A 12188-nucleotide genomic window follows, 5' to 3' on the forward strand; every position below is an offset into this window, starting at 1 on the left:
TTCTATGATTCGTTCGATGCTGTATGCCACGGACCTTGGTCTGTATGCGCCTTATGTCATGCAGCACGCGCTGGCGCTGGCCCGAACGTTCAAGGCGGATTTGTATGTGATCCATGTGGTCGAGCCGATTGGGCTGTTCGCCGAATCGGTGTTGCAGAGCTATCTTGATGAGAAAGCCTTGAGTGAATGGCAGAGCCAGGGGCTTAACACCGTGATGGCGACGATTGAGCAGCGGGTACTGGACAGTTTTCGCGAGGAGTTGGGGGACGGGGAGCAAGACTTGAAGTTGATTCGCTCGGTGCGTGTGATTCAGGGGGACCCGTGCGAGGTGATTCTCGACCAGCTGCGTAAACTTTCCGTCGACCTGTTGATCGTAGGTAGTCACAGCCATGCAACCGCCGCCGCCACACCGCTTGGGCGCACGGCAGCGAGGGTGCTGCAACTGGCGACAGTGCCGGTTTACATGGTGCCGTCGCTGCAGCGTCGGCGCAGTGATGACAGTTGATCGGTAAAAACGATAAAAAGTTCTAGATTTATCCGTCTGACCTTTAATATAGTTATATACCGTCGCTGATACCCGTGGCGTCTATTTGCTTTGAGGGACATCTATGAAGCTTCAACAACTGCGCTACATCTGGGAAGTGGCGCACCACGACCTCAACGTTTCCGCTACCGCTCAAAGCCTCTACACCTCGCAACCCGGTATCAGCAAGCAGATCCGCCTGCTCGAAGACGAGCTGGGCGTCGAAGTGTTCGCGCGCAGCGGCAAGCACCTGACCCGCGTCACCCCGGCTGGCGAGCGCATCATCACCACCGCCGGCGAGATCCTGCGTAAAGTCGAAAGCATCAAGCAGATTGCCCAGGAGTTCTCCAACGAGAAGAAAGGCACCCTGTCGATCGCCACCACCCACACCCAGGCGCGTTATGCCTTGCCGCCGGTGATCCGCGATTTCATCAAGCAATACCCCGACGTGGCGTTGCACATGCACCAGGGTTCGCCGATGCAGATCGCCGAGATGGCCGCTGATGGCACCGTTGACTTCGCCATTGCCACCGAAGCCCTGGAGCTGTTCGGCGACCTGGTGATGATGCCGTGCTACCGCTGGAACCGTTGCGTCGTCGTGCCCCAGGGTCACCCGCTGGCCAAGCTGCCGAAGTTGACCCTGGAAGCCCTGGCTGAATACCCGATCGTGACTTACGTGTTCGGTTTTACCGGCCGCTCCAAGCTCGACGAAGCCTTCAGCCATCGCGGCCTCACCCCGAAAGTGGTGTTCACCGCCGCCGACGCCGACGTGATCAAGACTTACGTGCGCCTGGGCCTGGGCGTGGGGATCGTCGCCAAGATGGCGGTCGACACCAACCTCGACAAAGACCTGGTGGTACTCGACGCCAGTGAGCTGTTCGAGTCCAGCGTGACCAAAATCGGCTTCCGTCGTGGCACATTCCTGCGCGGCTTCATGTGCGATTTCATCGAGAAGTTCGCACCGCACTTGACCCGCGAAGTCATGGCCAAGGCGATCCAGTGCCACAACAAGCAGGAACTGGAAGAGCTGTTCGACGGCGTAGAATTGCCCGTCCACTGAGTGGTTTATTTGGCCTCGGTAACCGTAAAATGTTGCCGAGCGCCTGCCACCAGAATCTCCACCTCATCACCTTTGAACTTGCCCAACAGGCTTTTGCCCAGAGGCGAGCGCGGGGTGATGACAGTTATTGGTTGCCCCACCACATCCACTTTCAGACCTGCTGCATCCGGCGCCAGGAACAGCCACTGCTGGCGACCGTTCTCGTCCTCCAGCCCCAGTAGCGCACCGACTTCTATGCCGCGCTGATCATCATAAGCACGCAGTTGCAGGGTGTGGCACAGCGTCAGCGCCTGTTTGATTTCCTCGACGCGTTTGGCCTGCCCGGCCGCCAGGTAGGAAGCTTCCAGCCCCAGCGTGTCGTACTTGTTTTCCGCAATGTTTTCTTCGTGGGTCGCGGTTTCGTAGGCGGTCTGCGCGGCGCGCTGGGCGATGTCGAGGTCGACGGTGAGCTTTTCCAGGATCAACTGGTGAACGGCGTGTTTATTCATGGCTGTGCTTGATCATTCGCAAAATTGCAGGACGTTCGCCTTGCTCTTTTCATTGGGGGCGTTCTGGTCCTGCTGCAGCCAGAACTGGCATTTGGGGTTGGACAGGTTGCGCGCATTGTTGCGCGCCTGGTCCAGGGTTTGCTGTTGTTCCTGCTTGCGCAGGTTCTCCTGATACTGCTCGAACATGCGGTTCGGTGGCTCCGGCGCAACGACCGCGGGCTTGCCCAATTGCTGAACCGCCTGAGCAACCGGCGCCAGGGTTTGCACAAACACGTAGCGCGATGCCAGCCACGCGGTCAGCACGATGGCGATAAACCCAAGCCACAGGCCAAAAGCCACAGCCATACTGAGCTTGAACAGCGATAACGGACGATCAGACATGATTGTCTCCTGGCAGGTAGTTGCGGCGTGACGGCGATTGTCGCACAGCCACTGTGCAGAATAATCGCGATCAAGCCTTCTGCATCAGCGCATTTATGCGGACAATCGAGCCTTTGAGCGTTGGAGCCCGGAATGAAAGCCCGCTGGGATATTTTTTGCAGCGTCGTCGACAACTACGGCGACATTGGCGTGACCTGGCGCCTGGCCCGGCAATTGGTGGTGGAGCATGGGTGCGAAGTGCGCTTGTGGGTCGATGACCTGCGCGCCTTCGAGCGCATGTGCCCCGAAATTGATGTGCGACTGGACCAGCAATGGCAAGAGGGTGTGGAGGTTCGCCACTGGCCGGCGCCGTGGCACGACACGCCCTCTGCCGATGTCGTGATTGCCGCGTTCGCTTGCCAGTTGCCGCCCGATTATATGGAAGCCATGGCCGCGCGGGAACGCACGCCGTTGTGGATGAACCTGGATTACCTTAGCGCTGAAGACTGGGTGGTGGGGTGCCATCGCTTGCCGTCGGTGAAGTTCAAGGGCGTGCAGAAGTACTTTTTCTTCCCTGGCTTTCGCCCGGGTACGGGTGGGTTGCTGCGAGAGTCCGGCTTGCTGGAGCAGCGTCATGCCTTTCAGCAGGATCGCGCCGCGCAGCAACAATTCCTGCAAGCGCTGGGCGTATTTCCTGCGATCGGTGCACGGTTGATGTCGCTGTTTGCCTACGAAAACGCCGGGCTCGCCAGTTGGCTGGAGGTGTTGGCGACGGACGGGCGTGCCACTCATCTATTGGTGCCGGAAGGGCGCATCCTCGGCGATGTACAGCGTTGGCTCGGTGTAGAAGGGCTGGCGGTGGGGGATATCCATCAGCGTGATGCCCTGACCGTGCAGGTACTGCCGTTCGTACGCCAGGAACAATATGACCGCCTGCTGTGGTGCTGCGACTTCAACGCCGTGCGCGGCGAAGACTCGTTCGTACGCGCCCAGTGGGCCGGGCGCCCGTTGTTGTGGCACATCTATCGCCAGGATGAAGACATCCACCTGGACAAGCTTGATGCTTTTCTCGAGCTCTACACCGCGGCCTTATCGCCGGCAGCCAAAGCCGCGCTGGTTGCGCTCTGGCAAGCCTGGAACGCTGATGGCGATATGGCACAACCGTGGAAAATGCTGTTGGAGCACTGGCCTGAGGTGTCTCAGAACGCCGAGACGTGGTGTCTGGAACAAGGCTTGCAGGCCGATCTTGCGACGGCGCTGGTACAGTTTTATGAAAGTTGGATATGATACGCGACCTTGATTTTTGTAAATCCCATCCAAATTTCGGATATACGCAATGAAAACTGGTAAAGAACTGAAACCCGGTACAGTGATCCGTCTCGAAAACGACCCTTGGCTGGTTCAGAAAGCTGAGTTCACCAAGTCTGGTCGTAACAGCGCAATCATGAAGACCAAGCTGAAGAACCTGCTGACCGGTTACAAGACCGAGATCGTCTACAGCGCCGATGACAAACTGGACGACGTGATCCTCGACCGCAAAGAAGCGACCCTGTCCTTCATCAGCGGCGACACCTACACGTTCATGGACACTTCCGACTACACCATGTACGAACTGAACGCTGAAGATATCGAAGCCGTTCTGCCGTTCGTGGAAGAAGGTATGGAAGACGTCTGCGAAGCTATCTTCTTTGAAGACCGCCTGGTTTCCGTAGAGCTGCCAACCACCATCGTGCGTCAGGTTGACTACACCGAAGGTTCCGCTCGCGGCGACACTTCGGGCAAGGTAATGAAGCCTGCCAAATTGAAAAACGGTACCGAACTGGCCGTTGCAGACTTCATCGAGATCGGCGACATGATCGAGATCGACACCCGCGAAGGCGGTTCGTACAAAGGCCGCGCCAAGAAGTAATTCTGGCCCTGCCGATACGAAAAAAACCCGACCTGGCGTCGGGTTTTTTTATGGGCGTTTATTAATCAGACCGTCACGTGCAGGCGCACATCGACGTTGCCACGGGTGGCGTTGGAGTATGGGCAGACTTGGTGAGCGGCATCGACCAGGCTTTGCGCATCATCTTGGGCCAGGCCCGGCAGGCTCACGTGCAGGTCGATGTCCAGGCCGAAACCACCGGGGATTTGACCAATGCCGACGTGGGCGGTGATCGAAGCGTCATCCGGGATTTTGCGCTTGGTCTGGCTGGCGACGAACTTCAGGGCACCGATAAAGCAAGCCGAGTAGCCGGCGGCAAACAGTTGTTCAGGGTTGGTGGCTTGGCCGCCGGCACCGCCCAGCTCTTTGGGGGTAGAAAGTTTGACGTCGAGGATGTTGTCGCTGGAAACCGCACGACCATCACGGCCGCCGGTGGCGGTGGCTACTGCGGTATAGAGAGTTTGCATGGTGTCGTCCTCTTGGGTTGTTAGCGCTAAATATTTGCGCGCTAAGTAGTTGGTGAGGTAAATGTATAGCGCTAATGTTTAGCGCGCAAGATAAATTACAAAAAATTTTGCAATGCGTAATCTACTGGCCCACCACACAAACAAATGTGGGAGCTGGCTTGCCTGCGATTACGGTGTGTCAGTCGATGTATTCATGACTGAAGTACCACGATCGCAGGCAAGCCAACTCCCACATTTGGTAGTTGGCGTTTGGTCTACCGCGTCAGACGTTAGCCTGCAGCTTTCCCCGCAATGCAATCAAATCGCTTTGCAACGTGCGCAACTGCTCCAGCTCCAGGCCGCTGGCGCCGAGGATGCAGTGGGGAATCCCCTTGGCTTTTTCCTGCAAGCCGCGGCCGGCGGCGGTGAGCTCCACCACTACCACGCGCTCATCTTCACGGCTGCGGGTGCGGCTGAGCAGGCCTTCGGCTTCCAGGCGCTTGAGCAAGGGTGTCAGGGAGCCCGGATCGGTCAGCAGACGGCTGCTGATTTCGCCGACGGTCAAACCATCTTCTTCCCACAGCACCATCATGGCCAGGTACTGCGGATAGGTCAGGCCGAGGGCTTGCAGCAAAGGCTTGTAAACCTTGGTCATCAGCAGCGAAGTGGAGTGCAGGGCGAAACACAGCTGGTTGTCCAGCATCAGGGATTCGCAAGGGGCGGGATTTTTGCTCATGGCGGTGCCTCGAAAAAGCGTGTCTGGGCTGGAATCTAGCGGGCAAATCTTTAATGCGCCAGATAATTCTGGCCGAGTAGTCAGACCAGGCCGCTTTGCAGTGCCAGATCCCACGGTGGCACGGGGCTGAAGCGCGACTTGAGGTATTCCAGCAACAACCGGCTACGGGCATTGGCCTGCTGCTCCAGGCGCAGGGCATAGATGCCGGTGGTTTCCGGGCTGGGCAGGCCGTTTTCGCAAAACAGTGGCAGCAGTTCGCCACGCACCAGGTATTCACTGGCCAGCCAGGTCGGCAGATGCGCAATACCCAGCCCGGCGAGAGCGCCCGAGAGCAGCGCTTCGGCGTTATTGGCACTCATGCGAATGCGCCGCGGGCGATAGGTGGCGCGGCGCCCGTCTAGTTCAAAGCGCCAGGCGAACATCGGCGCCAGGCCGTCCCAGTCGAGCCCGTCATGCTCGCTCAGGTCCCGGGGATGGGTCGGCGTGCCACGGTTTTTCAGGTACGCCGGGCTGGCGCAGGCGATACGCACGATGCTGGCCAAGGGTGTGGCGATAAGGCGGGTATCGACGATATGCCCGGCGCGCAGCACCAGGTCGACCTTGCCCAGGTGCGCTCCCTGCATATCGACGAAACTGTCGATCAAATGCAGGTGCACATCCAGCCCCGGGTATACGTTCAAAAAGTCCGCAATCACCGGCGCCAAGTGCCGTCGCCCGAACGCGGCCGGGGCGTCCACACGAATCAAGCCTTCCGGCGCATGGCTCAACGACACCGCCTCGGCACGCGCCAACTGCAACTCGCTGACGATTCGCCGCGCTCGCTCCGCAAAGGCCAGGCCGGCCGGGGTCGGCACCACCGCGTGGGTGCTGCGCTGAAACAAGCGGCTGCCCACCGAGTTTTCCAGGCTGTCGATGCGCCGGGCCACTGCCGACGGGGTCAGAGGATGGCGGCGGGCGGCGGCGGAAAAGCTACCGGTCTCGAGTACATCAAGAAACAGGCCCAGTTGATCAGTCAGGGTATTCGGGTTCATCGGCGAACGCTTATGCGAGATTGGCACAGCCATTGTGCGTTGCTGTGCCTTTGCGCGCCAGAGCCGACTGCGTAGCATGCGAGGCCTGGGCTTTTGGAGTAATGAGCGGTGTTGGATCTAGCGATGTATCTGGTATTGGGCGCGGCCCTCGGCACCGTGGGCGGCCTGTTCGGCATTGGTGGCGGGTTGATTGCGATCCCGGTACTCGGCGTGTTGTTCGGCCTCGATCAACAGCTTGCCCAAGGCACGGCGCTGGTGATGGTGGTGCCCAACGTAATGCTGGCCCTGTGGCGTTACCACCAGCGCAACCGCATCGAACTGCGCCACGCGCTACCGTTGGGCGTCATGGGCTTCTGCTTCGCCTGGCTCGGCTCGATCTGGGCAGTCGGCCTGGATGCCGGCGCCATGCGCATCGGTTTTATCGCGTTCTTGCTGACGCTGTCGGCGTACAACCTGTTGCGCATGTTCACCCGTAATGCGCCACCGACTGCGCAGATGCGGTATTCCTGGCCCTGGCTCGGCGTGCTGGGTGCCGCCTCCGGCTCCATGGGCGGTTTGTTTGGAGTGGGCGGGGCGGTGGTCGCCACGCCGGTGTTGACCAGCCTGTTCGGCACCTCCCAGGTGGTCGCCCAAGGCCTGTCCCTGGCCTTGGCGTTGCCCAGCACCGGCGTCACCCTGGTCACCTACGCCTGGCACCACGAGGTGGACTGGATGATCGGCGTTCCACTGGCGGTGGGTGGCCTGTTGAGTATCAGTTGGGGCGTGAAAGTTGCCCACGCGCTGCCGGAGCGGGTGCTGCGCGGCTTGTTCTGCGGTTTTCTGGCGGTGTGCGCGGTGATGCTGACCTTTAAAGTTTGAAGCCTTCGAGGATGTACTCGGCCAGGCATTCGGTGATCGGCGAAGTCATGGCCGGGTTGCGCAGCAGCCGCAAATTAACCGACGGCAACGGCGGAAATCCCTCGTCACTGCCGAGTACGCGCAGGTCGTCTGTCACCAGGCTTTCCATGCTGACGGTCACTGCCAGGCCTGCGCTGACTACCGCCTGGATCGCCGCCCCGTTGGAGCTGTGGTAGGCCAGGCGATAGTCGCGCCCAATGGATTCGAGGGCGGAGCGGGTCCAGTGGGTGCAGAAACTGTCCACCCCGGAAATGGCCAGCGGCAGCGACTCATGCTCGTCCACACAGAAGCATGGCGCCGCCACCCAGACCATGCGCTCATTGCGCAACAGTTCGCCGATTTCACTCCCTGGCTCCCGGCTGATCACCGTCAGGGCCAGATCGCGGCGCTGCATCAACACCAATGACGATTCGCAGTGCATTTCGATCTGGATCAGCGGGTACGCTTTGGAGAACCGCTTGAGAATCCCCGGCAGGAAGCGCATCACGTAATCGTCCGGCGTACCGATGCGCACCAATCCGACCATATGGGGCTCGCGCAGGGTGTTGAACACTTCGCTGTGCAGCTTGAGAATGCGCCGCGCATAGCCCAGCAGGACCTGGCCTTCAGGTGTCAGTCGCACCTGGCGGCCGTCGCGTTCGAATAGCTTGCGTTGCAGCACGTCTTCTTCCAGGCGCTTCATCTGCATGCTCACCGCCGATTGCGTGCGATTGACCAGCTCGCCAGCACGGGTAAACCCGCCCTGATCGGCGATGGCGACGAAGGTGCGCAGCACTTCTGTGTCGATGCTCGGGTAGCCGGACAATTGATCAATCTCCGAGATGTATTGCATAAGAAACATTCGTTGGATTGATCATAAGGCCGGGCACACACTCTCGTCATCCCCACTGGAGGGCGAGAAGATGAAAGGTCAGAAAGGTTTTGTGTTGATGACGAAACGCCCGTTTTTCGGGCTGTTTCAGGTGGTGGCCCGTTGGCAGGCGCTGCACCATGAGCGTCAGGTGCTGGCGAACTTGAGTGATGATGCGCTCAAGGACATCGGGCTCAATCGTGGCGACGTGGAGCAGGACCGTCACCTGCATTTCTGGCAAGACCCGCTGCGCAAGTGACCCAGGATGCAGTAGGGTAGTCGGCGAGCCCATACGGAGAATTCCATGCCCGTCGACCTGTGTTTTTCACTCAAGCAAGCTCGACGCATGGCGCTGGCGGCCCAGGGTTTTTCCGGGCGCCAGGCGCCTGCAGTGATCAAGGCTACGCACCTCAACCGCGTGATTGATCGCTTGGGCTTGTTGCAGATCGATTCGGTCAATGCGGTGGTGCGCTCCCACTACCTGCCGCTGTTTTCCCGCCTGGGTCATTACGCCCCTTTGCTCCTTGAGGATGCCGCCTGGAGCCAGGGGCGGCGGCGCTCGCTATTTGAATATTGGGGCCATGAGGCCTCTTTGCTGCCGATGGCGTTGTACCCGTTGATGCGCTGGCGCATGGAAAGGGCAAAGCTGGGGCAGGGGATTTATGCGCAGATGGCGCGTTTTGGGCGTGAACAGCAAGCCACTGTTCATCGCGTCCTGCGCGCCGTCGAGGAGCAGGGCGCGTTGGGCGCGGGCAGTTTGTCCACCCGTGAAGAGCGCGCCGGCCCCTGGTGGGATTGGAGTGATGAAAAACATGCGCTCGAATGGCTGTTCGCCGCCGGCCTGGTCACCGTCGCCGGGCGGCGTGGTTTTGAGCGGCTCTACGATTTGCCGGAGCGGGTCATCCCCGGCGACATCCTTCACCAGGCTACCTTGAGCGAAGCTGAGGCCCAGCGCGGCTTGCTGCTGCACAGTGCGAGTGCATTGGGTGTGGCAACCGAAAAGGACCTGCGCGATTATTTCCGCCTGGACCCCGCCGACAGCCGTAACCGCCTGGCGGAGTTGGTCGAGGATGGGCAACTGCTGGCGTGCCGGGTGCAGGGCTGGACGCAACCGGCTTACTGCCTGCCCGAGCCGAAAGTACCCCGCAAGGTGGTGGCCAGTGCATTGCTGTCGCCGTTCGATTCGCTGATCTGGGAGCGCAGCCGCACCGAGCGTCTGTTCGGTTTCCGCTATCGGCTGGAGATCTACACCCCGCAGGCAAAACGGGTGTACGGCTACTACGTGCTGCCGTTTTTGCACAACGAACGGATCGCTGCGCGTGTGGACCTGCGCGCCGAACGCGCCAACGGGCGCCTGGCGGTGCATGCAGTGCACGAAGAAGAGCCGGGGCTGGACGAAGCGGGGATGCAGGCACTGGCGTTGAACCTGCGGCAAATGGCTGACTGGCTGGGGTTGGAACAGGTCCAGCTCAATTGTCAGCGGCTGAGTGCCGCTCGGTTAAGAGCGGCAATGCTCGACTTGGATAGTGGCCTTTAGGGCCCCATCGCGGGCAAGCCCGACTCCCACAGGAGTACGCGGTTGATTGTGGGAGCCGGGCTTGCTTGCTTGCGATGGCGTCGGCCGGTCAAGTCAACGTCTCAGCGTTTGACCTGTTTTAAGGTCTCGGCAATCAGGAACGCCAGTTCCAGCGACTGATCGGCATTCATCCGTGGGTCGCAATGGGTGTGGTAGCGGTCCGACAAGCCATCTTCGGTGATCGGCCGTGCGCCGCCGATGCATTCGGTAACGTTCTGCCCGGTCATCTCGATATGAATCCCGCCGGCATACGAGCCCTCGGCCTGATGCACCTGGAAGAACTCCTTGACCTCGCCAAGAATCTGCGCAAAGTCGCGGGTCTTGTAGCCGCTGCTGGCCTTGATGGTGTTGCCATGCATCGGGTCCGAGCTCCACAGCACCTGCTTGCCTTCACGCTGCACGGCGCGGATCAGGTTGGGCAGGTGGTCGCCGACCTTGCCTGCGCCCATGCGCGCGATCAGGTTGAGGCGGCCGGGGTCGTTGTCCGGGTTGAGGATGTCGATCAGGCGGATCAGGTCCTCCGGGTTCATGCTCGGGCCGACCTTGACGCCGATCGGGTTGTTGACCCCGCGCAGGAATTCGACGTGGGCACCGTCCAACTGACGGGTGCGATCGCCGATCCACAACATGTGGGCCGAGCAGTCGTAGTAGTCGTTGGTCAGGCTGTCGCGGCGCACGAAGGCTTGTTCATAGTTGAGCAGCAGCGCTTCGTGGGCGGTGAAGAAACTGGTTTCGCGCAGCTGCGGCGAGCTGTCCATGCCGCAGGCGCGCATGAAGGCCAGGGTTTCGTCGATGCGGTCCGCCAGTTGGCTGTACTTCTCGGCCAGCGCGGAGTTGGCGATGAAGTCCAGGTTCCACTTGTGCACTTGATGCAGGTCGGCAAAACCGCCCTGGGCAAACGCGCGCAGCAGGTTAAGCGTGGCGGTGGACTGGTGATAGGACTGCAGCAGGCGGTCCGGGTCCGGCACGCGGCTTTTTTCATCGAAACCGATGCCGTTGACGATGTCGCCGCGGTAGGCGGGCAGGGTAATACCGTCGATGGTTTCATCGTTGGCCGAGCGCGGCTTGGCGAACTGGCCGGCCATGCGCCCGACTTTCACCACCGGGCAGCCGGCGGCGAAGGTCATCACAATCGCCATCTGCAGCAGCACCTTGAAGGTGTCGCGGATTTTTGCAGCCGAGAACTCAGCGAAGCTCTCGGCGCAGTCGCCGCCCTGCAACAGGAACGCGCGGCCCTGGGTCACTTCGGCAAACTGACGGCGCAACTCGCGGGCTTCCCCGGCAAACACCAGTGGCGGGTAGCTGGCCAGGTTCTGCTCCACTTGCAGCAAGTGTGCAGCGTCCGGGTACTGGGGTTGTTGCTGGATCGGCAGGGCGCGCCAGCTATCGGGGCTCCAGGGTTGGCTCATCGTGAACTCGATTGGTTGATTGACGGTCGGGCGCCAATGTTATCAGCAATTAGTGCGTGACCTGTTGCCGCCGGTTGGCCGACAATCGCGCCTTTGCCGTGCGGTAAACCCTTTAGGAGTAGTGATGACCGAGGAGCGTGTCGAGCGCCTGCTGGCCGAAGTCCATGATGATTTCGGCATGATCCGTGTGCTCGAAGTGGCCGATTACCGGTTTCTCGAGTTTGGCGATGCCATCGAGCAAAGTTGCGTATTTACCGCCGACCCGAGCTGGCTGGAGTACGACTACACCCGTGCAATGTTGATTGGTGCGTTGTGCCATGAGCAGCCGGAAAGCGCGCTGTTCCTGGGCCTTGGCGCCGGCACGCTGACCCAGGCGTGCCTCAAGTTCCTGCCGCTGGAAGACGTCGAAGCCATCGAGCTGCGCCCGGATGTGCCACGCCTGGCTATTGAGTACCTGGGGCTGGATGACGATCCGCGCCTGTACATCCGCATTGGTGACGCGCTGCAATTGCTCGACACCGCGGAGACGGCCGACCTGATTTTCGTCGACCTGTACACCGATGTTGGCCCGGGCGTCGGGCATCTGGCCTGGACCTTTCTGGAAAACTGCCAAAAGAAACTCAACCCGGGTGGCTGGCTGGTGATCAACCAGTGGGCGACCGACGACGGCAAACCGCTGGGCGCGGCCTTGCTGCGCGGGTTGTATCACCGGCACTACTGGGAGCTGCCGGTGAAGGAGGGCAATGTGATTCTGCTGGTGCCTTCGGAGCTTGATCAGGAATTGGACCTGCCTGCGCTGTCGTCCCGTGCCGAAGCGCTGGCGCCGCGGTTGGGGTATTCGTTGCAGGCGTTGATCAAGGCTATTCGGCCGGCGACTTAGTTGTC

At 60.5% G+C, this 12188-nt stretch carries 15 protein-coding genes; 8 read left to right on the forward strand and 7 right to left on the reverse strand.

Annotated features, from left to right (window positions below; genetic code table 11):
- Positions 1-4: 4 nt before the first annotated feature.
- Together A7J50_RS09280 and cysB are read left to right on the forward strand one after the other, a co-directional pair.
- The gene (locus A7J50_RS09280) at positions 5-505 is read left to right on the forward strand and encodes a universal stress protein (protein WP_064451534.1); all 501 of its coding nucleotides are present in this window, start codon (positions 5-7) and stop codon (positions 503-505) included.
- A gap of 103 nt (positions 506-608) precedes the next feature.
- Entirely contained in the window at positions 609-1583 is a 975-nt protein-coding gene (gene cysB / locus A7J50_RS09285) for an HTH-type transcriptional regulator CysB (RefSeq protein WP_003189876.1), read from the forward strand.
- A 5-nt stretch (positions 1584-1588) separates the two neighbouring features.
- On the opposite strand, the gene A7J50_RS09290 is transcribed toward cysB, so the two are convergent.
- Together A7J50_RS09290 and A7J50_RS09295 are read right to left on the reverse strand one after the other, a co-directional pair.
- Entirely contained in the window at positions 1589-2071 is a 483-nt protein-coding gene (locus tag A7J50_RS09290) for a GreA/GreB family elongation factor (protein ID WP_064451535.1), read from the reverse strand.
- A 12-nt stretch (positions 2072-2083) separates the two neighbouring features.
- Positions 2084-2452 (reverse strand): hypothetical protein, encoded by a 369-nt coding sequence (locus A7J50_RS09295; protein WP_064451536.1) that lies wholly within the window; start codon positions 2450-2452, stop codon positions 2084-2086.
- Between the two features lie 132 nt (positions 2453-2584).
- On the opposite strand from A7J50_RS09295, the gene earP reads away from it, so the two are divergent.
- Together earP and A7J50_RS09305 are read left to right on the forward strand one after the other, a co-directional pair.
- Positions 2585-3718 carry an elongation factor P maturation arginine rhamnosyltransferase EarP gene (earP, locus tag A7J50_RS09300; protein ID WP_064451537.1) on the forward strand — a complete coding sequence of 378 codons (1134 nt, stop codon included), beginning with the start codon at positions 2585-2587 and terminating at the stop codon, positions 3716-3718.
- Between the two features lie 49 nt (positions 3719-3767).
- Positions 3768-4340: an elongation factor P gene (locus A7J50_RS09305; RefSeq protein ID WP_064451538.1), complete on the forward strand. Its 573-nt coding sequence runs from the start codon at positions 3768-3770 to the stop codon at positions 4338-4340.
- Between the two features lie 65 nt (positions 4341-4405).
- Here A7J50_RS09305 and A7J50_RS09310 read toward each other — a convergent pair whose 3' ends face one another.
- From A7J50_RS09310 to A7J50_RS09320, 3 genes are all read right to left on the reverse strand, one after another.
- Positions 4406-4825 (reverse strand): organic hydroperoxide resistance protein, encoded by a 420-nt coding sequence (locus A7J50_RS09310; protein ID WP_034126737.1) that lies wholly within the window; start codon positions 4823-4825, stop codon positions 4406-4408.
- A 262-nt stretch (positions 4826-5087) separates the two neighbouring features.
- Positions 5088-5540, reverse strand: a complete 453-nt coding sequence (locus A7J50_RS09315) for a MarR family winged helix-turn-helix transcriptional regulator (RefSeq protein WP_064451539.1) — start codon at positions 5538-5540, stop codon at positions 5088-5090.
- An 80-nt stretch (positions 5541-5620) separates the two neighbouring features.
- The gene (locus A7J50_RS09320; RefSeq protein WP_064454883.1) at positions 5621-6571 is read right to left on the reverse strand and encodes a LysR family transcriptional regulator; all 951 of its coding nucleotides are present in this window, start codon (positions 6569-6571) and stop codon (positions 5621-5623) included.
- A gap of 108 nt (positions 6572-6679) precedes the next feature.
- Between A7J50_RS09320 and A7J50_RS09325 the strand changes: the two genes are divergently transcribed.
- Entirely contained in the window at positions 6680-7429 is a 750-nt protein-coding gene (locus tag A7J50_RS09325; protein WP_064451540.1) for a sulfite exporter TauE/SafE family protein, read from the forward strand.
- Here A7J50_RS09325 and A7J50_RS09330 read toward each other — a convergent pair.
- A complete protein-coding gene (locus tag A7J50_RS09330) occupies positions 7419-8300 on the reverse strand; it encodes a LysR family transcriptional regulator (protein ID WP_064451541.1) in 882 nt (293 codons plus the stop codon). The two genes, A7J50_RS09325 and A7J50_RS09330, sit on opposite strands and share 11 nt — an antisense overlap.
- Before the next feature lie 70 nt (positions 8301-8370).
- On the opposite strand from A7J50_RS09330, the gene A7J50_RS09335 reads away from it, so the two are divergent.
- Together A7J50_RS09335 and A7J50_RS09340 are read left to right on the forward strand one after the other, a co-directional pair.
- Positions 8371-8577, forward strand: a complete 207-nt coding sequence (locus tag A7J50_RS09335) for a DUF1127 domain-containing protein (RefSeq protein WP_064451542.1) — start codon at positions 8371-8373, stop codon at positions 8575-8577.
- Positions 8578-8622: 45 nt separating this feature from the next.
- The gene (locus A7J50_RS09340) at positions 8623-9855 is read left to right on the forward strand and encodes a winged helix-turn-helix domain-containing protein (protein WP_064451543.1); all 1233 of its coding nucleotides are present in this window, start codon (positions 8623-8625) and stop codon (positions 9853-9855) included.
- Positions 9856-9956: 101 nt separating this feature from the next.
- Here the strand turns inward: A7J50_RS09340 and A7J50_RS09345 are convergent, their stop codons facing one another.
- A complete protein-coding gene (locus A7J50_RS09345) occupies positions 9957-11303 on the reverse strand; it encodes a class II 3-deoxy-7-phosphoheptulonate synthase (protein WP_064451544.1) in 1347 nt (448 codons plus the stop codon).
- A gap of 124 nt (positions 11304-11427) precedes the next feature.
- Here A7J50_RS09345 and A7J50_RS09350 point away from each other — a divergent pair, with 124 nt between their 5' ends.
- Positions 11428-12183, forward strand: coding sequence for a spermidine synthase (locus tag A7J50_RS09350; RefSeq protein ID WP_064451545.1), 756 nt, complete (start codon positions 11428-11430; stop codon positions 12181-12183).
- The last annotated feature ends 5 nt before the right edge of the window (positions 12184-12188 follow it).

Source organism: Pseudomonas antarctica, from assembly GCF_001647715.1.
In the GTDB taxonomy this organism is placed as follows: Bacteria; Pseudomonadota; Gammaproteobacteria; order Pseudomonadales; family Pseudomonadaceae; genus Aquipseudomonas; species Aquipseudomonas antarctica_A.

Coding starts and splice junctions, on each gene's coding strand:
- A7J50_RS09280 (WP_064451534.1), top strand. CDS start 5: ATGATTCGTTCGATGCTGTATGCCACGGACCTTGGTCTGTATGCGCCT.
- cysB (WP_003189876.1), top strand. CDS start 609: ATGAAGCTTCAACAACTGCGCTACATCTGGGAAGTGGCGCACCACGAC.
- A7J50_RS09290 (WP_064451535.1), bottom strand. CDS start 2,071: ATGAATAAACACGCCGTTCACCAGTTGATCCTGGAAAAGCTCACCGTC.
- A7J50_RS09295 (WP_064451536.1), bottom strand. CDS start 2,452: ATGTCTGATCGTCCGTTATCGCTGTTCAAGCTCAGTATGGCTGTGGCT.
- earP (WP_064451537.1), top strand. CDS start 2,585: ATGAAAGCCCGCTGGGATATTTTTTGCAGCGTCGTCGACAACTACGGC.
- A7J50_RS09305 (WP_064451538.1), top strand. CDS start 3,768: ATGAAAACTGGTAAAGAACTGAAACCCGGTACAGTGATCCGTCTCGAA.
- A7J50_RS09310 (WP_034126737.1), bottom strand. CDS start 4,825: ATGCAAACTCTCTATACCGCAGTAGCCACCGCCACCGGCGGCCGTGAT.
- A7J50_RS09315 (WP_064451539.1), bottom strand. CDS start 5,540: ATGAGCAAAAATCCCGCCCCTTGCGAATCCCTGATGCTGGACAACCAG.
- A7J50_RS09320 (WP_064454883.1), bottom strand. CDS start 6,571: ATGAACCCGAATACCCTGACTGATCAACTGGGCCTGTTTCTTGATGTA.
- A7J50_RS09330 (WP_064451541.1), bottom strand. CDS start 8,300: ATGCAATACATCTCGGAGATTGATCAATTGTCCGGCTACCCGAGCATC.
- A7J50_RS09335 (WP_064451542.1), top strand. CDS start 8,371: ATGAAAGGTCAGAAAGGTTTTGTGTTGATGACGAAACGCCCGTTTTTC.
- A7J50_RS09340 (WP_064451543.1), top strand. CDS start 8,623: ATGCCCGTCGACCTGTGTTTTTCACTCAAGCAAGCTCGACGCATGGCG.
- A7J50_RS09345 (WP_064451544.1), bottom strand. CDS start 11,303: ATGAGCCAACCCTGGAGCCCCGATAGCTGGCGCGCCCTGCCGATCCAG.
- A7J50_RS09350 (WP_064451545.1), top strand. CDS start 11,428: ATGACCGAGGAGCGTGTCGAGCGCCTGCTGGCCGAAGTCCATGATGAT.